The sequence below is a fragment of the Acinetobacter towneri DSM 14962 = CIP 107472 genome (assembly GCF_000368785.1).
GTDB lineage: Bacteria > Pseudomonadota > Gammaproteobacteria > Pseudomonadales > Moraxellaceae > Acinetobacter > Acinetobacter towneri.
Map to the genome: position 1 here is coordinate 763,986 of NZ_KB849690.1, position 22,716 is coordinate 786,701.

At 40.5% G+C, this 22,716-nt stretch carries 14 protein-coding genes; 10 read left to right on the top strand and 4 right to left on the bottom strand.

Going from position 1 to position 22,716, the window contains the following annotated elements; translation table 11 throughout:
- Nucleotides 1-224 precede the first annotated feature (224 nt).
- From F947_RS10860 to F947_RS10875, 4 genes are read left to right on the top strand one after another with little or no spacing between them, the layout of a single operon-like run.
- A complete protein-coding gene (locus F947_RS10860; protein WP_004975508.1) occupies nt 225-2,315 on the top strand; it encodes a hypothetical protein in 2,091 nt (696 codons plus the stop codon).
- A 13-nt stretch (nt 2,316-2,328) separates the two neighbouring features.
- Nucleotides 2,329-3,045 (top strand): hypothetical protein, encoded by a 717-nt coding sequence (locus tag F947_RS10865; protein WP_004975509.1) that lies wholly within the window; start codon nt 2,329-2,331, stop codon nt 3,043-3,045.
- 33 nt (nt 3,046-3,078) lie between these two features.
- A complete protein-coding gene (locus F947_RS10870) occupies nt 3,079-5,325 on the top strand; it encodes a DUF6160 family protein (RefSeq protein ID WP_004975511.1) in 2,247 nt (748 codons plus the stop codon).
- A 14-nt stretch (nt 5,326-5,339) separates the two neighbouring features.
- Complete coding sequence (locus tag F947_RS10875) at nt 5,340-6,746, top strand: hypothetical protein (protein WP_004975513.1); 1,407 nt, start codon at nt 5,340-5,342, stop codon at nt 6,744-6,746.
- A gap of 58 nt (nt 6,747-6,804) precedes the next feature.
- Here F947_RS10875 and F947_RS10880 read toward each other — a convergent pair whose 3' ends face one another.
- From F947_RS10880 to F947_RS10895, 4 genes are all read right to left on the bottom strand, one after another.
- A complete protein-coding gene (locus F947_RS10880; protein WP_004975515.1) occupies nt 6,805-8,520 on the bottom strand; it encodes a proline--tRNA ligase in 1,716 nt (571 codons plus the stop codon).
- A 123-nt stretch (nt 8,521-8,643) separates the two neighbouring features.
- Nucleotides 8,644-11,748, bottom strand: coding sequence for an efflux RND transporter permease subunit (locus F947_RS10885; RefSeq protein ID WP_004975517.1), 3,105 nt, complete (start codon nt 11,746-11,748; stop codon nt 8,644-8,646).
- A gap of 63 nt (nt 11,749-11,811) precedes the next feature.
- Nucleotides 11,812-12,945, bottom strand: coding sequence for an efflux RND transporter periplasmic adaptor subunit (locus F947_RS10890; RefSeq protein WP_004975519.1), 1,134 nt, complete (start codon nt 12,943-12,945; stop codon nt 11,812-11,814).
- Nucleotides 12,946-12,994: 49 nt separating this feature from the next.
- Entirely contained in the window at nt 12,995-13,639 is a 645-nt protein-coding gene (locus F947_RS10895; RefSeq protein WP_004975522.1) for a hypothetical protein, read from the bottom strand.
- 276 nt (nt 13,640-13,915) lie between these two features.
- On the opposite strand from F947_RS10895, the gene pilG reads away from it, so the two are divergent.
- The 6 genes from pilG to F947_RS10925 all read left to right on the top strand — a co-directional run bounded on the left by pilG (nt 13,916) and on the right by F947_RS10925 (nt 22,544).
- Nucleotides 13,916-14,299, top strand: coding sequence for a twitching motility response regulator PilG (gene pilG, locus F947_RS10900; protein WP_004975524.1), 384 nt, complete (start codon nt 13,916-13,918; stop codon nt 14,297-14,299).
- A 32-nt stretch (nt 14,300-14,331) separates the two neighbouring features.
- On the top strand, nt 14,332-14,700 hold the full coding sequence (locus tag F947_RS10905) for a response regulator (protein WP_004975526.1): 369 nt from the start codon (nt 14,332-14,334) through the stop codon (nt 14,698-14,700).
- A 3-nt stretch (nt 14,701-14,703) separates the two neighbouring features.
- Nucleotides 14,704-15,240: a chemotaxis protein CheW gene (locus tag F947_RS10910; RefSeq protein WP_004975527.1), complete on the top strand. Its 537-nt coding sequence runs from the start codon at nt 14,704-14,706 to the stop codon at nt 15,238-15,240.
- A gap of 46 nt (nt 15,241-15,286) precedes the next feature.
- Entirely contained in the window at nt 15,287-17,362 is a 2,076-nt protein-coding gene (locus F947_RS10915) for a methyl-accepting chemotaxis protein (protein WP_004975528.1), read from the top strand.
- A 169-nt stretch (nt 17,363-17,531) separates the two neighbouring features.
- The gene (locus F947_RS10920; protein ID WP_004975529.1) at nt 17,532-22,082 is read left to right on the top strand and encodes a hybrid sensor histidine kinase/response regulator; all 4,551 of its coding nucleotides are present in this window, start codon (nt 17,532-17,534) and stop codon (nt 22,080-22,082) included.
- A gap of 3 nt (nt 22,083-22,085) precedes the next feature.
- The gene (locus tag F947_RS10925; protein WP_004975530.1) at nt 22,086-22,544 is read left to right on the top strand and encodes a hypothetical protein; all 459 of its coding nucleotides are present in this window, start codon (nt 22,086-22,088) and stop codon (nt 22,542-22,544) included.
- The last annotated feature ends 172 nt before the right edge of the window (nt 22,545-22,716 follow it).

Below are 22,716 nucleotides of genomic sequence, written 5' to 3' on the forward strand. Positions count from 1 at the left end.
TTTTTCTGTTGAACAAGCGAGCCAATGTGCTCGCTTTTTTTCATTCATCGGAAAGCTGTGCTGTTTAGCCAGTTTGTTTTGCATTTGCATAAATATTCAGCATAATTAAATATGAGAATGGTTTGGCATAATCACGTTTTTAAGGATAAAAACACTCAAATAAATAGCCAAGCTATAGATAAATAAAAGAAAGATGCGGAGCATCAGATAAAAGGAAGGTCGAGATGACTGAACACGCAATTACTTTCCCTTTTCGTAAGCGTTGCTTAGCCACTGCTATAGGCTTATTTTTGACGAACCCGAGTTATGCTTTACAAGCACTCTCCGATGACTCTTTGTCAAATACCACAGGCGAAGGGGTTGCTTTAGTCCTTGATGATTTCAAAATGGTGTTTCAGCAACCGAATGACCTATCAACAGGGTCGAGCTATACACGTGGGCTAGAAAACCCAAGTCAATATGATACGGGCTTTATTCGTATTATCCCGACGGGGGAGAATTATGCGCAGTTGGCAGAAAGTGCATACCATACGGTTTATAACAATACTTATAATCAAAGTGTTTTAGAAGGTAAGGCAGCACATAAATATAACGAAACTTACCGTTCAACTTATGAACAAACCTATACAAGTCAATATTCAACTCTGTATCAAGAATATACTAAAAATATTGAAAAAGATGTTGAAGCGAAAACAGAAACATTTACATTTGATGTTCGTGAAGGTTTTTTTAATAATGAGACACTCAAGTATTATTACAATCAACGTCTTGCAGACTATAGGGATGGGACTTCGGGGATTGGAAAGAGTTTAAAAAAAGATGGAACTACTGCATATACCACACGATCAGTTAGCGAGGATCCAACTGGCGTTTTAGAGTATGAAAAGAAAGCAAAAGAATATGCTATTACAAACACTTATGAAATGCTTGATCTTTTATATGGGAGTCGGTCGGCAGAAGCTAATAATGATTTATTGAATTCTGATTTTTATAAAGGGCTTAGCAACTTCACTCGAGCAGACCAAGTTGGTTCACAAGTAGCCACATTAATACAGGCTGAAATAATCAAAGAAACAGCATCGGCTGATATTCGGGCTAAATATAATGCGAGTCAACTTGCAGAAGATACAGCCAAGTCTGCTGTGGCAGAAGTTTATGCTCAAATTATACAATCGGCTGAACAGGCAGCGGAAATTGCTGCATTAGGTTCTCCTGTGCAATCTTTAAGAACCAAAGCAGATGTCTTTATTTATGGTCTGGCATTATCTAAAAGTGATAACTCTTTAAGCAGTCGTTATAGCAATCAGGGTTTTAACTGGGGTTCTGCAGACAATCCATGGTTATTCCGTGCAGGTACAGAAAAAGTCAAACAATTTAAAAATGTAGAAAAAGATGTCGGTTATTTGGCACTTGAGGCACCGCTCGCAACTACTACAGCAACTGAAAGTGATAATAATATTAAATTGGGCTTTTGGACTGATATTTTTTCGCGTCAGTTGAACTCAAGCGCAGAGGTAGATCCAAGCACTGGGGCGCCAAAATCGGGTTTAGATAAAGAGCACCGTTTACGCACTCAGTTTGTTGCCAATGGTTTAAGTCTAAATGGTTCACAGACCCGAATATTTCAGACTTTAGACTCGGATAACCCAAATCATCATCAAACCTTGGGTATGGCAAGTGTATTGCGTTTAAATACCAATGATAATCCTGCGAATTTAAGTTTCACAGATTCAAACTTAGACAGTAAAGGGATCCGCATTAGTACAGCAGCGAAATCAGATACTTTGGATGGAACGGCGGTCACACCAGCAATAGATGGTTCATTGGCACCAGTTTTTCATGATACAGAGGGTTTGTATTTATACAGTCCGAATATCAATTTAGTTTTAGGGAATATGTATCAGCCTTTTGTGGTTGGTTCTGAGGGCAATAATATTGTGCTAGAAGTAACACGTATTCCGAATGTTCCTGAAATTTACAATAAAATTTATCAAAATTATGAAGATGGAAAGGGTGGGTATTTAGGTTCTACAGCATTTACAGGTTCTACCTGTAATGTGGTGAGTTGTGGCACACCGCTAAAAGCCAATGTCAATGACAGTGCTGCGATGTATCAAGGACGTAATGCGACGCATAGTAGTATTGCAATTGGTACTGTAGAACGCTTGCCAAATAATATGTTGCGTGCCAAAGATCATACGGATGCCACAGGTGTTGTATTTAAGGGTGTAGATGGTACTGCTAAGAATCTAGGTTCAGTTGCAATAGATGGTGTGCTGATTCAGCACCTTAAATTTAAAACAACAGGTCTATAAAAGGAGAATCATCATGTTGAAAAAACTGTCTTGTATTGCATTGATGTGTAGTCCTTTGACCCATGCCAATTTAATTGCACTGGAAAATCATGAATTAACGCAGGCTACTGGTCAAGGTGGAGCAGACCTCAGTTGGACGTTATCATTAAACCATGAATATGCGGAAAATTTAGAACTCAGCAATATTTCTAAATTTAATGGTGGGACTAAACCTACAGAAGTTTATTATCGCTATAGTAAAAATTGTGCTGACAATAATGTGCTTTGTCGTTTAGCCATTGCACCCAATAACCATGAAGATAATAACGGCAATAAAAAATGGCTGGTATTTAAACAAATTCAGGGCACCATACAAATAGATAAATTTTCTTTAGATGGCACGACTATTATTAATCATAAAAATGACCCACAAACGGCAATGCAGCTTAAGTTTTATGATGATAAGCCATTAAAAATAAGAAATTTGGGTTTTGCAACCATGGCGATCGAAACAGGTACAGGGCAGGGAGCAAATGAAGGTTATGCAAATTCAGAGGTATATACCAAATTTCAAGGAAGAAATTATCAACAAGATGGTAGTTATAACTTAGTTCAGCAAGATGTACCTTTGTTTGATCAGGGCGCTGAAAAAGGATTTATGGGCTTAAATATTCACGGCAATATGCACATGTCTGGCAATGTGAAAATATTTAGCTACAACTGTACAGGTTCAGCAGCAAGTCGTTGTTGAATATAGGATTAAGTACAGTATAGGGAAATAACAATGAAAAAAATAATGCAGTTGAATTTATTAACATTGAGCGTACTTTGTGCGCAACAAGTGTATGCTTTAGAGCTGATTGCAGACCAGCATTTGTCTGATGTAAGTGGGCAAGATGGTATTGTAATCACCCATGAAATGTCTAAAGCCACGATTAATCAAGTCAATTGGTATGATCCTGATTTAGTGGCTGGAACTCAACAGGGTTTAGGCTTACATAATGTAGAAATTAAAGGACAGAATAACCAGCCTATTATCAGTAAGCTTGCTTTAGATGTGGGGAAAACTGATGTTGGCGCAGGTGTGCGTATCGATGCGAGTATTGATGCTTTTCAATCGACTGCAGATTTAAACTTGGTCAAAAAAAACTGTGTCGGAAATAGTTGTACTAAAGAAACACAAAGCTTGGGTCAGTTCGGCTTAGAAACTAAATCACCTTTAAAAGTTTTATTAGAAACCAAAGCAGGTTTATTCAATCAAAATGAAACGGCACATTTAAACTTCCAGTTACAGAATGCCAAAATTAGTCATGGTTTAGGTAAGCATGAATTATCTATGCATGATTTTAACTTTAATTTTGCGACTGACGGCTATATGTACATTGATGCCGATGAGGGATTGGTCTTTACCACTAAAAATGGCACCACCGACCATTTTGTGAATCTTGGACGAGTGAAAGACCTGAGTGATGTTGCTAGTAGCCGACAAAATGCAACTAACCCTGGGGTCAATATTGACTTGCGTTATGATGATAAAAATTTAATTCGCTTTGGTGCATCAGGTGCGGTAAGCAATGCGAAATTGTTTTTTAATGGGCATCAAAAAAATGTTGCCAATTTTGACGTTTCGAATAAGGTCAATGGTGTAATTGAAACTAAAAATACCGCAGTTACAGGCTACGATACTGTGGTGGGGCAAGGTGGTTTGCATTTGGGCTTATCTGCTGATTTTACCAATCAAAATACGGCAGGCTTGGCTGCAGGGCAATTACCAACAACCTTAGAAATTGGGCACACAGGAAAAGGCAGTTATGCGGTTGAGTTTTCGAATTTAAGACCGCTAACCACACGTGATGCACAAGGTACTTTGCACAATAAAAATGCTTATATTGATTTTGGCGATATTTATATTAATACCGTACAAGCGAAAAACCTCAATTTTTTAGTCAATGAAAATATTAAAAATACCATTGGTGCAACCAGTCCTATTTTAAACCAGTTGCTATCGAGTAAGCTTGAAGGTGACCAGTTCTCACTGATCGCTGTTCGTGGTATGGACTTTCAGTCTATTGCAGCCAAAGCTAGAATTATTTCTGACAACTCTTTAAATGAATTGACAGGAGATGGTGGTTCTTGGGGTATTGGGATTCCAATTTATAATTTAAATGCCAATGTGGCCTTGTCGGGTAAACAATATCTGTCACCTTATGATGGAACGAACAAAACTGGAATTGGTTATAACGCTATTGTTTCTACCGAAGGTTATGGCATTGATTCAAAAACAGGCTTACCAAGTACCACTTCTATTATCTTAATTGACGGGCAAGACAGCCTGCATGCTGGTGAAGCTGTCAACTATTATGCTGGTTTAAGAAATATTGATGCATTAATTCAGTCCGACGGTGTGATTGGTTATGAAGATGAAGGGATTTATATTCGTGCAGATCATTTATTAGTTGCAGCAAAAGCAGAGTTAGCGATTGGACAATTACCAGGTTCGAAATACAACTGCGTCACAGGATCAACTAAATGCGGTGGCTTTGTACCTTACGATAATTTCTCTAAGAAAGATGATGTGTTGACCACAATTGCTTTTAAATTAGATGGCAATGGTGAATTGTTGGTAATTCCTGGAGTGGATCCAACCGATACTAATCCGAACTCAAACTTTTTGTCTTTTGATGCGAACTTTAAGTTTAGAAGTCTAGATAGCACAGAACAGGCTGATCCGAAGAATTTAGGTAGTTATTTTAGTTTGATTAATGAAGATCAAGTGAATAATGAAACTGTTCAAACGTCTTCTATTAACTTGAATCGTATGGAAGGTCATTTAGGTGTCAAAGGAAAAGTCGTCGTCAGTGCAGATACGGTCACTTTAGACAATCAAGTTAAATTTAATTATAAAAATGATATTGCTCAACCCTTTAAAACAGACTTTGCAATGTCTACCAATGGCAATATGCAGAAAATCGCATCTGTCGTGCTTACAGGTGGAACCATGCGCAGCACATTGGGCATTACGCCACGCTAAAGGATAGAAATAAAATGAAAAAAACAATTTTAGTTGCATCTATTTTAAGTACAGCTTTTTCATTCAATTCTGCTCAAGCGATGCAGGCTTTAAATGATGATCAGTTATCTCATGTACAAGGTCAGGCACTTTTGAACCTGATGACTGCGACAGATCAATCGCAAGGGTTAAATTTTTATAAACTAAGTGTTGATGCACTCATGGAGCTTAATGCCAACATTAAAACGCTACAATTAGGTTGTGGCGGTGTAAATAACGCGATTGGTGGTAAAGCGGGATGTGATATTGATATTTCTAATATTTCGTTAAGTGGTTTGAATGAATCCTATGATTCAACAGGTAACCCAAAGTTTAATGGTGAACGTGCGGGTACCAGTGCACAAATTACCAATCCATTTATTGAATTTGCGATTAGTGGAAATAGTGCGTCAACACGTGAAGTGGTTGGTTTTCGCTTAGGTGCTGAAGAAATTTTAGGTCTACTGACTTTGGGTACAGATAACGTGCAAAACCCAAATGACGGGATTAAAAGTTTCAGTGGTTATATGAAAATGGCACAAACGCAAGGGCATTCATTTACTAAAGAAGCTAAATTTGGTAATGCCTCTGACCAAAAAATTAGTGGGATACTGACTGCGTTGGGGCAGGATCGTGTCTATACAAGTAAACCTGGCGCAGCAGGACATACTGGGATTACTGTTCCATCGATGCGAGCTAATTTTACAATGCCTGAAACAGTAGTGACTGGTCAGCGTATGGAATCCGCTGTAGTTACAGGTATCCGTTCAACATTAGCTTCTATTCCATTAGCGGCAACAGAGTCTGGGACATATGCTGGTGATGTAAATGGAACACCTGACTTTTCAAAAGACCAGTTATATGTCACATTTCCTCCTTTATTGTTTGGTTCTGTTGGTGATCACTCATTCTTTAAAATGAGTAAGGGTTCTACACTAGAAAATTTGAATATGGATATTACTTTTGTCCAAGCCCTAAATATGATTCACAATATTCCTCTGACAGGAACAGGTGGATATTTATCTTTACAAAGCAAGCCAGTGCAGTGGATGGGTGCAGATGAAAAAGATATTGCACAACAAGGTTGGTGGATGTCGTTTAAGGAACCAGTGCAATTAGGTTATTTGGCAACTGCGGATTTGGTAGATGTTTCTGCAGTACTACCACAGGTCGCAAAAGCATTAACTTCTGAGTTAATGCAAGATAAGCATAATGTAGATGTAAGTTTGTTAGAAGCATTAGGTTCATTGGCTGGTACACCAATCGAGCGTAAAATGAATATCGATGTTGGTAGTTACACAGGATATTACACGGGTCAACCAGCCAGATTAACACTTAATAATCAGGTTTTACAAAACCAAAATGTTACCCCTAACTGTTATGGTGGTATGAAATTCTGCTAATCCCAAATGAAAAAAATCCCGCAACTTGTGCGGGATTTTTTATACTCAGTGTTCAATCTTATTTGGCAATTTTGATGAGTAATTCTTCTTTCGTTAGGTTGCTAGATTCAGCATCACGACGACCTTTATATTCAAAAGTACCTGCATCTAAACCTTTCTCACCAATCACAATACGGTGCGGAATACCTGTAAGCTCAAGGTCAGAGAATTTCACCCCAGGACGTTCATTACGATCATCCAGTAATACATCATAACCCGCAGCTTGAAGTTCAGCATAAAGTGCTTCTGCTGCTTCTAATGTGCGAGGTGATTTATGTGCGTTCATTGGTACAATCGCAATTTCAAATGGTGCGATGGCTGCAGGCCAAATAATCCCTTTATCATCAAAATTTTGTTCAATGGCAGAGGCAACGACACGTGTGACTCCAATTCCATAGCATCCCATGGTAACAGTAAACGGTTTGCCATCTTCACCTAATACTTTGCAGCCCAGCGCTTCAGAGTATTTAGTACCAAGTTGGAAGATATGACCGACTTCAATACCGCGTTTAATTTGTAGAGTTCCTTGACCATCTGGAGATGGATCGCCCTCAACGACGTTTCGTAAATCGTAAACTTCAGTATATTGTGCATCGCGTTCCCAGTTCACACCTGTTGCGTGTTGATCAACTTGGTTTGCACCTGCAACGAAGTCAGACAGTACTGATGCAGCACGGTCTACAATCACAGTTATGCCTTTTTCAACCAAACCTTGTGGACCAACAAAGCCAGCAGTTAAACCTAACGCTGCAATTTGTGCATCGGTTGCAAAAGTAAGTGGTGCTGCAATCTGTGGATGCTTTTCTGCTTTAATTACATTTAGTTCATGGTCGCCACGTAGGAATAATGCAATCGCAGGTACTTGACCCGATTCATCTGCAATACCTTGAACCAAGAGCGCTTTGACTGATTGGTTGCTATTTGTACCTAAAAATGCAGAAACTTCCGCAATGGTTTTTTGATTTGGTGTATCTACAATGTTGAGTTCTTGCGTTGCAGCAGCACGTTCACCCACCAAAATAGCTTCAGCCATTTCAATATTGGCTGCATAATCAGATTCGGTAGAGAAGGCGATATCATCTTCACCGCTTGAAGCCAGAACGTGGAATTCATGTGAACCAGAACCACCAATAGAACCTGTATCTGCTTGTACTGGGCGGAAGTCTAAACCTAAGCGCGAGAAAATACGGCAGTAGGTGTCGTACATGACATCATAGGTTTCTTGTAGGGAGGCTTGATCGGTATGGAAAGAATAAGCATCTTTCATAATAAATTCGCGTGAACGCATTACCCCAAAACGTGGGCGAATTTCGTCACGGAATTTGGTTTGAATTTGATAGAAGTTGATTGGTAATTGCTTATAGCTTTTTAATTCATTACGCGCCAAATCGGTAATGACTTCTTCATGTGTTGGGCCAAGTACAAAAGGATTGTCGTGGCGGTCTTTAAAGCGCAGTAATTCAGGACCGTATTGCACATAACGACCTGATTCTTCCCAAAGTGAGGCAGGCTGAGTGACAGGCATAAATGTTTCTAAAGCACCTGCGCGATTCATTTCTTCACGAACAATGGCTTCAACTTTATTTAGCACACGTACACCCATTGGCAGCCAAGTATATAAACCTGAAGCCAATTTACGAATCATACCCGCACGTAACATCAGCTGGTGAGAAATCACCTCGGCATCGTTTGGGGTTTCTCTTAACGTAGCAAATAAAAAGCGACTCGCGCGCATGGAAACTGTCCTAAAAAGTGAAGCGTTAAATGGAGTTTTTTCAAAGCCAGATTATACAATAAAAATCGGGCTAAACTTGTGTTAAAATTTAGCCCGAGCGATTGTGTGATTTTACGTGAGATTTTAAGAAATGAGTTTACGTGTTTGGCGTAACATAAAATTCTTAAAATCGTCTAAATAAGTGAAAATGACAGGTACGACCACCAAGGTGAGTAGGGTAGATGTAATTACACCGCCAATGACTGCATGTGCCATAGGCGCACTTTGTTCGCCGCCTTCACCCAAGCCAAGTGCGAGTGGCACCATCCCCATCACCATTGCACTGGTGGTCATTAAAATAGGGCGTAAACGGGTTTTCCCTGCAGCTATAATTGCATCATAACGTGAATCGCCCTGATCCATGGCTTTTTTAATAAAATCAATCAGTAAAATCGCATTTTTGGTGACCAACCCCATCAGCATAATAATACCGATAATAGAAAACAGGTTCATGGTCGAGTTAAAAATAAACAGTGCCAAGAATACCCCAATCAGCGATAAAGGCAGAGAAGCCATAATCGCTGCAGGGTGAATGAAACTGTTGAATTGTGAACCTAAAACGATATAAATAAACACAATAGATAGGGTAATTGCAGTCAGCGCATAACCTGCAGATTCAGCCATGTCAGCATTGGCGCCTTGAGTGTCGAAGCTATAACCTGCGGGTAATTTAAAGTTATCCTGAATTTTTTGAATGTCGACACCAATGTCACCTGCAGGACGTCCAGCAGTATTGGCTTCGACCAAAACTTCACGGGCTAAATCACGACGGTTGATTTGCGCTGCACCTAAACTTTCTTCAAACTTCGCCACACTTGCTAGAGGCACTAAAATATTTTGTCCATTGGCATCGGTTTTTTGTGAAGTTAAATACATATTTTGCACATCGCTCGGCAAGCTACGATGGTTTTCTGTAAGGCGAACATTGACATCGTAGGTTTCGCCACGTTCATCTTGCCAAGTGGTGACATCATCCCCCGCAATCAGTGGGCGGATAATATTGGCAATTTGATTTACCGATAGCCCTAAATCGCTGGCAAGGATACGGTTAATATGAACACCTAATGTAGGTTTAGGAGCTTTTAGCGAGCTTTCTAAATCGACAATACCATTCACCTGAGCAATTTCGGTCATAAAGCGGTCAGAGATTTTTTGTAATTCTGCTAAATCAGGGCCTTTAATAGACACCATCACAGGTTTTTGCCCACCAGAAACCGTTTCATCGGCAGATGCGACAGAGGTAATGGTGATGCCTGCAATACTTTGTAGACGCTGGCGAAATTCGTTATTGAGTTCGGTCAGCGTTTGTTGACGTTCATTACGCGGGCTGACAGTTACACGCAAGTTAACATGATTTTTCCCGCGATCTGTCACGCTGTTAATGGCTCCGTAAGTCGCACGTACTTCAGGGTGTTGACGGATGATTTGATCTACTTGTTTTAATTTTGCTTGTGAATATTCAAGCGAGGCATCTACAGGTGTTTCAAATTTAATCCGAATTTCACCTTTGTCGGGTACAGGTACAAACTCTGTGCCAATCAGTTTGGATAATCCGAGTGCTGCAAATAATGAACCCACGGCAATCAATAAGGTGATAACGCGAAATCGTAGTGCTAATTTTAAAAGTTTTTCATAATGATGACTTAAATTGTCGAGTTTGTTGGAAATCCAGTTTAAGAAGCGTTTTACTCGTCCAGGTTTTTTATTGGGATTTGGTTTTTCTGCCCAGTGTGCAGAAAGCATTGGATCCAGCGTAAAACTGACAAACATGGAAATCAGCACGGCAGTACTGACGGTGACACCAAATTGATAAAAAAAGCGTCCGATAATGCCGCCCATAAATGCCACAGGTAAAAATACCGCCACAATGGTTAGGGTGGTTGCTAAAACTGCTAAGCCAATTTCTTTAGTACCATCCAAAGCAGCCGTGACATGGTCTTTACCCATATCTGCATGACGCACGATATTTTCACGTACCACAATTGCATCATCAATCAATAAGCCAATACTGAGCGAGAGCGCCAGTAAGGTCATCATGTTGATGGTAAAGCCAAATGCCCAAATAAAGGTGAGTGTGCCGAGTAGGGCGATTGGCAGGGTCAATCCTGTAATGGCGGTAGAACGGAATGAACCAAGAAACAACAGTACAATCAGGACTGCCAGAATCGCACCCTCAATAATGGTGCGCGCTACATCACGGATACTGCCACGAATCCCTTTAGAAGAATCCACCACGACCTTTGCAGTCATGCCTACAGGTAGTTGGGTCTGAATACGTTCTAAGGTTTTGTAGGTGTTATCAACCACTTCAATAACATTAGAGTCTGAACTACGCAAGATATCGACAGCAACCGCAGTTTGCCCATTTAAAAATGCACTGGTTTCCAGCTCTGCCTGACTGTCTTGAATTGTGGCAACTTGTTTTAAAAAGATGGGCGCACCATTTTTATTGGCAATAATTAAATCGCCAAAAGCCAGAGGGTGAATGACTTTGGATTGGATTTCGACCACCAATTCACTATTGGCTTGTTTGAGTGTGCCGCCAGGTACTTCAATATTTTCAGCTTTGAGCGTGTTGATGACCTGATCCACACCCAGTCCAAAACTCATTAACTTTTGTGGATCTACCTCAATCCGAATTTGTCGCTGTGCATCACCCAATAAATTAACAGTTCCGACACCAGACACAGTGCGTAGTTGCGGTACAACTTGTTGATCTAAATAGGAACTTAAATCGCGCAAGGACATTTGTGAGGATTCAAAAACTATCGACATCACTGCATTGGCAGTTGGATCGTAGCGCTCCACCACTGGGTCTTGAATTTCATCTCGAAACCCTGCACTGACAGACGAAATTTTATCGCGTACATCTTGTGCCGCCACTGCCGAAGGAACATCTAAATTAAACTCGGCAATAATAGTAGATAGCCCTTCACTGGATTGTGAAACCAGTTGTTTGAGTCCAGAAATGGTGTTGATCTGATCTTCCATTTTCTTGGTGATTTCAGATTCAACTGTTTCAGGTGATGCACCCGGATAACTGGTATAAACCACTACAAACGGAAAATCGACGTCAGGAAATTCTTCCACGCCCATACGTTGCCATGAAGCCAAGCCAAGCACCATTAGACAAAACATCATCATGATGGTAAAAACGGGATACTTGACGCTAACTCGGGTAAACCACATAACAACGATCCTGATTTTTTATTTATTGGACATCTGCACTACTGCATTGAGATGAAATTCAATTTATTGAGGGTTATTTTGAATGATCACCTGCTGCTGAATTTGATCGGGGTTGAACACCACTCGACTGACTAGATCACTGCTCTGTAAGCCTTGAATCACAGCAGTATTGTCACTATAGCGCTGTTCTAAAACTGTGATATCCACGCGGGCAATTTTTTGATCTCGAATCACCCAAACATAAGGTTTGTTTTGGATATCGTGAATGGTATTGAGTGGGATGATTTGCCCTGAAATTGTCGTGTTCGCTAAAATATAACCATCCACAAATGCCCCAATACTTAAAGAGGGAAGACGCTCAAGCGGGGTCGCAAAAAATTCAATTTGACGACTGGCTAAATCCGCAACAGGAGAAACACGGCTAATTTGTGCATTAAATGTGTTTGCTTGTCCTTGGAGTTGATATTCAATTTTTTGACCAATTTTGAGTGCGGCTTGTAAGTCGCTTGGTAATTTCGCTTGAATTTCTAATTGGTTCGGATCGACGACTTCAAATAAGGTTTGTCCTGCAGCCACAGTTTGCCCAGGCTCAACTTGACGTTGGGTAATGACACCATGAATTGGACTGGTAATCGTGCCATCTTGATCGGCTTTTAGTGCAATATCGACATTGGCTTGTTGGGCGCGTACATTTTCCATTTGCGCACGATAATCTAACTGACTTTGCTCATATTCCACTTGTGAAATAAAACCCTGATCGAGCAAACGTTTTTTTCGTTGCATCATGTTGCGGGCTTGGTTGGCTTGCGCTTGCGTTGCAGCTAAATTGGCGCGAGCTTGTGCTAAACGTGCAGCATTATCCTGATTATTTAAGCGTAGCAAGGTTTGACCACGTTGTACGCTATCGCCCACTTTGACATAGACTGAGGTTGCTGTGGCAGTCACCTGTGCTTGAATACTGCTTTGATTCACAGCACGCACTGTGCCTGTAAAGGCAGTTTTACTGATTGCGCTGCCTTGTTGTGGTGTCACTAAATCTTGCTGAATGAGTTCAATTTTTTCTGATACTGTTGTTTTATTTTCAGTTTCTGTTTTTTGGCAGGCACTCAGCAAAATACATAAACCGATTGCACCGATACGAAAAATGGGTAAATGCTGCCGATTAAACCTAACTGCGATACGCTGTGCAATGTGCATGCATATTTGTCCTTATTGATTGCCAAAATGACAAGGTAATTCAAATCAACTATTCAAGTGCTTTTAAGCGAGTAATAATTCTGTCGTATTCTGCTTGTGTATTTCGATAGCTTGTTTGTAAAGATTGAATCATATCTTTTTTAAGCTCGATGTTTTTTAAGTTATTGTCCAAATTGGTTTTTAGTTGTGCAGGCACAGGTTTGACCTTGCGTAAATATTCCATTTCTTGACGTTTAAAAGTAATACGGTCGTTTTGCAGCTGTTTGAGTTGTTCTTGTTGGAAAATAATTTGCTTTTTAATATGCGCTAAAGCGTTATTACGTTTAGTGATTGCGGTTTGACTATTGGTATAGGCTTTTTTTAAACGCTGATCAGATTCCATTTGATACGCTTGAGCAGCACGTTGTGGGGCTTTTTTAATATCCGTTTCGGTGTTGTATGGACGTGCACGCTGAATCACTTGCATGTTACGGTCTAATGCTTCATAGCCATGACGAATATGATTAGGTGTCACATTACTACTAATATTTGCAACACCATGTTGATCATAATAGCGATACCACACCGCTTTGTTCTGGCTGTCAGCCATGAGTGGGGCAGAGGGCAATAGCAGTAACGCAAGCATGCCCAATTTGAGTGACTGCTTATTTTGTTTTAATTTTACAGCGAGTGATTTTGCAAAAAAAGTGCTCACGTTGTCCCCCACAATAAAGTTGACTAAATTACTTAAATTACACGTAATAATAGTGTTATATTAGATCAAAATTAGGAATTAAAAAAATACAACCGATAAAAAAATATCAATGGTCACACGAAAGTGTGAGCGGTTTGGTGATAATGGTGTAAAAGTGTAGCTTTACACTAAATATGTTCATTGAAACTACAAGTAAAGATATGTTAAAAATACGATCAATGTGTAAAATTTTTCTACTCAGTTGCTTGTACAAACAAAAATGGGAAGGGTCATTGAATGGACGATAAATTCCAAAATCTAAAAGTCATGGTGATTGATGATTCAAAAACCATTCGCCGTACAGCTGAAACACTTCTACAGCGTGAAGGTTGTGAAGTGGTTACCGCAGTTGATGGATTTGAAGCTTTATCCAAAATTGCCGAATCAAATCCAGATATCGTATTCGTAGATATTATGATGCCACGCCTAGATGGTTACCAAACGTGTGCCTTAATTAAAAACTCGCAAAACTACCAAAACATTCCTGTCATTATGCTATCAAGTAAAGATGGTTTATTTGACCAAGCCAAAGGACGTGTAGTAGGTTCTGATGAGTATCTGACTAAACCATTTAGTAAAGATGAATTATTAAACGCCATTCGTAACCACGTGACAGCATAATTATTAGTTAGTTAGATTTATTGGGGAAAATAATGGCTCGTATTCTTATTGTAGATGATTCACCTACAGAAACATTCCGTTTCAGAGAAATCTTGACCAAGCATGGTTTTGAAGTCATTGAAGCAGCGAATGGTGCAGATGGCGTGACCATGGCGCAAGCTGAATTACCAGATTTAGTATTAATGGATGTGGTTATGCCAGGCGTAAATGGCTTTCAGGCAACACGTCAAATTTCGCGTGGTGACACCACCAAACACATTCCAATTGTAATTGTGAGTACCAAAGATCAGGCAACTGATCGTGTTTGGGGAAAACGCCAAGGTGCAAGCGATTACTTAACTAAGCCTGTTGACGAAAAACAATTAATTGATGTGATTAATCAACACCTTAATGCAGGATAAGCTATGGCTGCAAATGGTTTTATTGAATTGCTTCGGTTATCTAAACGTGGAAACAAAAACTACGTTAGTACCGAAAATGAGGTAAACCGCTGGTCAGGCATTGCTTTTGAGATGATGGGGCAATATTTCGTTGCTCCATTAGGAGAAGTTTCTGAGGTTATTTATCCACCGAAATATACGCCAGTGCCAAATACCCAACCTTGGGTAGTAGGTTTAGCGAATATTCGCGGAAGATTACTTTCAGTTTCAGATTTGGCACATTATGTTTCTGGGCAAAGCAGCCAATATTCACCTACTCAAAAAGTAATGTGTATTAGTCATAATGACCATTATGTCGGTTTAGTTGTAGATCAAGTTTTGGGTATACAGCACTTTAATAAGAAAAGTTTCTTTTCTAAACACAATGATTTAGATAGTAATTTACAAGAATATTGTCAGGGGTATTTTCACCAACATAACCAACAATGGCATGTTTTCTTATTTAGTCGTTTATTGCAAAACCCAAAATACATGAACGCATCTATAAAATTTATAAATTAACTGTCGCGCACCTAAAAAATGAAGGCGTCAATCGGGGAGAAGCTGCATGGGCTTTAAACTTAAAAAGAAAAATTCAGGCGAAGAAACCGTCCGTAAAGCAAGTGGTCCAGGTTTTTTTGCAAAATTACAGGCGCGAACAGAAGAGTTTGCGAGTGTATTTGGCGAAACAGAAAAATCTAAGCCACTTATTTTAGGCGCAGCTTTTTGTATCATCTTATCGCTTTTCCTGTTGTTATACCTTTTTTATAGCGTGCCGCGTAATAACGATTTTACCCGTAGTTTGGGTGATTTACGTCTGTTGTCACAAACCATTTCACGTCAAGCAACCGAAGCGACTGCATCAGGTACGCCTGAATCTATTAAAAACTTAACAGATTCACAAAAAGCCTTTGCTGCTCACTTAGAAACAGTGAAGGATATTCATGCCAGCACAGATACACTGCGTGAAGTGGAAACACAGTGGAAATCGGTTTCTGAAAATATTGATTTGATTGCTTCGCAACAAAAAATCATTAACCAACTCTATGACACCAACATTGCAATTGGTGAAACCATTCCGGGTATTCAGGCTGAATATAACTTGATGGTTGACCAAATGGCACGTCAAGACATGCCAAGTAGCCAGGTGGTTATTGCAAAGAACCAAGTATTCATTGCAGAACGTATTTTACGTTCAATCAGTTCTGTATTAACAGGTACAGACAGTTCACGTGAATCTGCAGATGACTTTAGTGCCGATACCGAAACGTTTGGTGCTTACTTGGCAGCACAGTTAAATGGTAGTGTGGAACTTGGTGTACAACGTATTACTCAAGAAGATTTACGTAGTTCATTAGAAGGTATTCAAGCAGAATATGAAGATGTATTGAAATCTGCTGCTGCAACAGTTTTAAATAACTCAACACAAATTGTAAAAGTACGTCAGGCATCATCTTCTATTTTTGATCAGTCAGATAAGCTTTTAACCAATTTAAATAAATTGTCTAGCGGTTCAGGTTGGTCTATTGCAATTCCTGCAATTGGCTTAATTGCAGCATTACTTGCGTTCTTATTCTGTGTATTCAAACTCTTGAACTTACGTGGTGAAGCCGATAAAACTCGCGTGGTTCGTCTACAAGATGAATATGACCGTAACCAGAACGCGATTTTACGTTTACTTGATGAGATTGCCGACCTTGCGGATGGTGACTTACGTTCATACGCAACAGTATCGGAAGACTTCACGGGTGCCATTGCCGACTCGATTAACTTCGCAATTGACCAATTACGTGACCTTGTATCGCGTATTCACGAAACATCGCACGAAGTTGCACAATATACGGCAACCACACAGAACATTACCAACCAGCTTGCTGAAGCATCTGAGCATCAGGCGCAAGAAATTGCAGGTGCATCTGCCGCAATTAACGAAATGGCAATGTCAATTGACCAAGTATCTGCCAACGCTGAAGAATCAGCAGCGGTAGCAGAACGTTCAGTACATATTGCATCGAATGGTGCAGACGTTGTAAACCGTTCAATTGAAGGTATGGATATCATTCGTGAGCAGATTCAAGAAACCTCTAAGCGTATTAAGCGTTTGGGTGAATCTTCACAAGAGATTGGTAACATCGTTGCCTTGATTAACGATATTGCCGACCAAACTAACATTTTGGCATTAAACGCAGCAATTCAGGCGTCTATGGCGGGTGAAGCAGGTCGTGGTTTCGCAGTCGTAGCCGACGAGGTACAGCGTCTAGCGGAACGTTCAGCATCTGCAACTAAACAGATTGAAACACTGGTTAAAACCATTCAGACTGATACCAACGAAGCCGTAATTTCGATGGAACAAACCACATCGGAAGTTGTACGTGGTGCGAACTTATCTAAGGATGCGGGTGTTGCACTGGATGAAATTCAAACGGTATCAACCAACCTTGCGAAATTGATTTCTAACATTTCGGACGCTGCAAAACTTCAGTCTGCTTCTGCAGGTCACATTGCAACCACGATGAACGTTGTACAGGAAATTACCTCGCAAACGACCAGTGCAACTTTCGATACTGCACGTTCGGTATCTGAGTTGGCCAACATGGCAGAATCATTACGTGAATCTGTAACTGACTTTAAACTACCTGAATAAGCGGGATTCCAGCTTGGGGATAGGTGTACCTATACACTGTTATGGGTACACCATCATTCAGAGATAAAGCATCGCAAAGATGAACTTAACTTTTGGGTTAGGGGCATTCAGGATGGTTACAATTAAGTTGAAGTGCCTTTTGGTGCTGAAAACGTAAGAAGCCTTAGCTATGAAAGAAATATTAAAAAATTTAGTCGAAACAATGACGCTTCCTGAAGATAGTTATCTTGAGCAAGATGCGGAAATTCTTGAAATTTTTGTCGAAGAAATTGAAGAAATCTTCGAAGAATTAAATCCATTATTTACAACTTGGTTTGCGAACCCAACAGATCAAGAAACTTTAGTAACTATTCGTCGTCACTTTCACACTTTAAAAGGCTCGGGTCGCATGGTGGGTGCGAAGTCTGCGGGCGAGTTGGCATGGACGGTTGAAGATACTTTAAACCGTGTGCTTTCGGGTACGGTAACACTCAATACTGATATTCAAAAATACGTAAAAACTGTTTTAAATATTTATCAATACAAGCTTTATCCAATTTTTAAGCAAGTCGGTTTAATTGATCTTGATTTACGCCCATTGGTGCTTTTAGGACAACAATTACAGCAAAACCAAAGTCCTGAACCTGCATTGGAAGAGTTGCTAGTTCTTGCGGATCAACTGACTGCAACTGATATGCCGACAGGACTAGAATTGGCGGATGCTGCAGTTGAATCATCAGAAGATGTAATGACTGCTGAAGAAATGCCACAGACAGAAGTTGCACAAGAAGCGGCTACTGATGCGAGTTTATTGGCTGAAACTCTGGCTATTTTTGTGGAAGAAGCTGAAGAGCATTTAGCAACCATTGATCAGTTCTTGGCACAAGATCAGATTCGATCACAAGACTATAATGGCTTAATCCGCGCTTTACATACACTGCGCGGCAGTTCATCTATGGCGCAAATTGATCAAGTTTTTGAAGCTAGTTCTAAAGTTGAAAATTTGTTTAAAACGTTTGTACAAGATGAAATTGAATCTACATCTAAAGAAACTGCGCTGTTGGTGCAATATGCGGAATTTGTCCGTGATTATCTGCATGTACTTCGTCAAGGTCACTGTGATAGTTTAGATGTTATCTATGCAACTTTTAATAAAGCTTGGGATAGCTACGGCTTTAGCACCAGCGATACGGAAGACTCTAATCCTCAAGGTTTAGTATCGAAGCTAATCGAACTGAATATTGATCGTTTACTTGATGCCGAATTTGAATTTGATAAATTGGCGCAAGCGCAATTCCCAAGCTATTTAGAAGAACTCAGCGCACAAGCACAATTATTGGTAGAGCATACCGATAACCGTGCGTCTGTGGGTATCCATCAATTTACTGAAGAACTTAAAGCCGCTTACGACAGTGTTTTAGCCAAGCCAATCTTGCTTAACTCTGAATATGGTTATGAGTTATTTGCACAGGCGCACCAAGAGTTTATTCATTTATTCGATACCTTGGCTGCGGGACAGCGTGTTACGGTTACTGAAGATATTCAGAAAACCTTAAATGACTTAACTGCATTCGTGCAGCAAGACATTGAGGCAATTGCACTTGAAGATGTTGAAACATTAGAGAGCGACAACGCTGTAGAAACAGCGGTTGTTGCAGAACCTGAAGCGACACCAGTTGTAGTTACTGGCGAAAGTTCGGGCACTGTGAATTTGGCACAATTGTCACAACGTATTGCATCAGATCAACAAAACATACATGCCGATGATGCCAATAAAGACTTCGATCCTGACTTGCTGGATATCTTCTTGGAAGAAGCAGAAGAGCTTTTGGTGGGTATGGATGAAGATGTCAATACTTGGTCAAAAGACGCCAGTGACACTTCGGCATTAAATAACTTAATGCGTTATTTGCACACTTTGAAAGGTGGCGCAAATATGATTTCTGCGACGCATATTGGTTTAATTGCACACAACCTTGAGTCGATTTACGAGCGTATCATTAACAACCAAATTGTTGTTTCACCTGCGTTAATTCAAATTATTCGTTTGGTGCAAGATGATATTGCAGACCGTATTCAGACCATTCGTGATGAGCGTGTGGACTATGCAGCACCAGAGTCAATTGCGATTTTAGGCAACATTGTTAGCTTGGCACAAGGCGATGCAGATGCGTCAGTCGCAGGTGCGACAACCGCAGCGCAGCCTGAACAGACTATTGAGGCAGTAGAAGAGGTTGATGCACAGCCTGAGTTGGCGGTAGAAGCGTTGCAAGATACAACTGCAGATTTAGCTGAAGATGACGCAGTTATTGCTGATGATGCACATTTTGAAGACACCGCTGCTGCGGCATTTGAGCCGATCACAGAAACTGTAAGTCTTGAAGCAAGTGCTGAATCTGAAGATGAGCAATTACATTCAATTGTGGTTGAGACTTTCAGAGAAGAAGCGGAAGAAATTTTGGATGCTGCAGATCAGCGTTTGAAACAATGGTTTGAACAGCGTAGTGACCGTAGTATCTTGCTTCAATTACAACGTGCGGCACACAGCTTAAAAGGCGGTGCACGTATGGCTGAAATTGAGCCTGTTGCGCAAATTGCCTATCAACTTGAAAGTGCCTTTGAACAGTTTGCTGTGCATCAATTTAACTCAAATGTTTATGATGCCTTGTTGCAAACCACGTTGGCATGGTTGCGTGATGCAATTTTCAAAGCAGATTACAGCAATTATGACAGCTTAAAATCTAGCTTGTCGGCGATGCAGTTTGTAGATGTATCTGCGCAATTGCCCGAGCGTTTAACGCATACCGACTTGTTATCGCCAAGCCGTAGTTATGAGTTTGTTCAGGGTGATGGTACAGAGCCACCTGCAATGTCGGGTGAGTGGGGCGAAACCACACAGCTGGATAATAGCAATGAGATGATTCGTATCTCTGCCGATTTAGTCGAGAAGATGATTGACTTGTCAGGCGAGAACTCGATTAACCGTTCACGTATTGAAATGGAGCTTGGGCAACTAGGCGGTACGTTGAATGAGATGGAATTGGCGATTAAACGTCTTGCCGATCAGTTACGTCGAATGGAAGGCGAGCTGGAATCGCAAATTATTGCCAAGCACGGTTCTGAAAACTCACGTTATGCAGACTTTGACCCATTAGAGATGGATCAATATTCATCGTTGAATCAGTTGTCTAAATCTCTGGCGGAATCTGCATCGGACTTGGTGGACTTTAAGAGCACCTTGGCTGAAAAAATTCGTGATGCTGAAGGTTTGTTATTACAACAATCACGTATTCAGGCCGAAATTCAAGAAAGCTTGATGCGCACACGCCTTGTACCATTCTCACGTTTATTGCCACGTTTACAACGTATTGTGCGTCAGACTTCATCGACCTTAAACCGTCCGACAGAACTGGTGGTTTATAACACTGAAGGTGAATTAGACCGTACCATTCTAGAGCGTTTGGTGACACCGTTTGAACACATGCTGCGCAACGCGGTCGACCATGGGATTGAAGACCCTGCACAACGTGCTGCAGCCAATAAACCTGAAGTTGGTAAAATTGAACTGAACATTACCCGTCAAGGCACAGATGTTGTGGTGACTTTTGTGGATGATGGTAAGGGTATTGATGATGCCAAGATTAAAGAAAAAGCATTGAGCTTAGGTTTAATCAAAGCCGATCAGAATTTAGATAAAAACGAAATTCTGCAATACATTTTCCACCCAGGCTTTACAACAGCACAATCGGTTACACAAATTTCAGGTCGTGGTGTTGGTTTAGATGTGGTGCAAAGTGAAATTAAGGCACTTGGTGGTCACGTTTCTGTAGATTCAACTTTAGGTCAAGGCACAACCTTTAGTATTCGTGTACCAACGACAGTTGCTGTATCCGATGCCTTAATGGTTAAAGTTGGTGATCAACAATTTGCTGTACCGTTGGCGCAAATTGACCGTATTGTACGTATTGCACCAACCACTTTAGAATCTTACTTCAACAGCAATGAAGATTTCTTCCAAATTGACAACCAGAACTACAAGTTACGTTACTTATCTGAGTTCGTTGGCAATCAGCCATTACCGCGTTTAAGCCATGTGGGTCATTCACTACCTGTTCTGTTAATTAAAGGCAGCACAGGTCAAACCATTGCTTTACTAGTCGATCAGTTGATTGGTTCGCGTGGTCAAATTGTTGTGAAACCAATTGGACAACAGTTCTCAAGCATTGGTGCAATTGCTGGCGCAACTATTTTGGGTGATGGTCAAGTTTGTTTGATTTTGGATGGTCAGAACATTGCCCGTCAAATTCTTGCAACGCAACGTACTAAACAAGCCAGCGATCAACGTGATAGCCAACGTCGTGATACACGCCGCTTAATTATGATTGTGGATGACTCAGTCACCGTACGTAAAGTAACTTCACGTCTGCTTGAGCGTCAAGGTTATGACATCGTGACTGCCAAAGATGGTGTCGATGCCATGGAGCAGCTTGAAAACGTCAAACCTGACTTGATGTTACTGGATATTGAAATGCCACGTATGGATGGTTTTGAGGTGACTAACCTTGTACGCCACCACGACATGCATAGCAATCTGCCGATCATCATGATTACGTCACGTACAGGTGAAAAACACCGCGAACGAGCGTTTAGCTTGGGTGTGACGCACTACATGGGTAAACCGTTCCAAGAGGCAGAATTGCTTGCCAATATTGAACAATTATTAGCAGTTAGTCAGGGGTAAACGATGAGTCAGACGAATAGTCCAAATTTACTCGGGCAAATCAGTCAGCAAGAGCTGCAACATTTAATTACCGTATCTACCGGTTTTATTGATGCTTATATTGTTGAATGTCATGGTAAACAACCAATGCTGATACCTCAAAATATTGTGTTGTCAGCGCTGGATAACGCCACTCAAGTTAAAACTGTGGAATGGCACGAATCGCAATTGCCTGTTTATGCGGTCAATGACCCAGAGAAAAAAATGGGCGTGGCACTGGTTATTGAAGGCGATGAAATGGAGCAGCGTTTTGCTTTGATGTGCAATGAAATGCCTAAAACCCTGCGCTTGCGTATTTCTGAAGTGGTAGATGATGACCAGCAAACCACGACTGATCCTGCGGTATTCCAATATGTCCGTATGGGTGAGCAGGTCTTTCATGTGCCTAATTTGCAATACATTCAAGAAAATTTGACGATCTAAACGCAATTTTCTCCGTTGTAAAATAGAAAAGGAACTCAAATAGAGTTCCTTTTCTGCTTCATGCAACTAATCTTATTGGATTTAAGTTAACCCCAGTTACGGATAAGCCAAAGATTTAATCACATGAATTTTAGGCTTATTCTTTTGGCAAAGTTGATACGCACATAGTGAA

Bases quoted from the DNA above. Each gene is read 5' to 3' on its own strand.
- F947_RS10870 (WP_004975511.1), top strand. From the start codon at position 3,079: ATGAAAAAAATAATGCAGTTGAATTTATTAACATTGAGCGTACTTTGT.
- F947_RS10920 (WP_004975529.1), top strand. From the start codon at position 17,532: ATGAAAGAAATATTAAAAAATTTAGTCGAAACAATGACGCTTCCTGAA.
- F947_RS10865 (WP_004975509.1), top strand. From the start codon at position 2,329: ATGTTGAAAAAACTGTCTTGTATTGCATTGATGTGTAGTCCTTTGACC.
- F947_RS10915 (WP_004975528.1), top strand. From the start codon at position 15,287: ATGGGCTTTAAACTTAAAAAGAAAAATTCAGGCGAAGAAACCGTCCGT.
- F947_RS10885 (WP_004975517.1), bottom strand. From the start codon at position 11,748: ATGTGGTTTACCCGAGTTAGCGTCAAGTATCCCGTTTTTACCATCATG.
- F947_RS10910 (WP_004975527.1), top strand. From the start codon at position 14,704: ATGGCTGCAAATGGTTTTATTGAATTGCTTCGGTTATCTAAACGTGGA.
- F947_RS10890 (WP_004975519.1), bottom strand. From the start codon at position 12,945: ATGCACATTGCACAGCGTATCGCAGTTAGGTTTAATCGGCAGCATTTA.
- F947_RS10925 (WP_004975530.1), top strand. From the start codon at position 22,086: ATGAGTCAGACGAATAGTCCAAATTTACTCGGGCAAATCAGTCAGCAA.
- F947_RS10875 (WP_004975513.1), top strand. From the start codon at position 5,340: ATGAAAAAAACAATTTTAGTTGCATCTATTTTAAGTACAGCTTTTTCA.
- F947_RS10880 (WP_004975515.1), bottom strand. From the start codon at position 8,520: ATGCGCGCGAGTCGCTTTTTATTTGCTACGTTAAGAGAAACCCCAAAC.
- pilG (WP_004975524.1), top strand. From the start codon at position 13,916: ATGGACGATAAATTCCAAAATCTAAAAGTCATGGTGATTGATGATTCA.
- F947_RS10860 (WP_004975508.1), top strand. From the start codon at position 225: ATGACTGAACACGCAATTACTTTCCCTTTTCGTAAGCGTTGCTTAGCC.
- F947_RS10905 (WP_004975526.1), top strand. From the start codon at position 14,332: ATGGCTCGTATTCTTATTGTAGATGATTCACCTACAGAAACATTCCGT.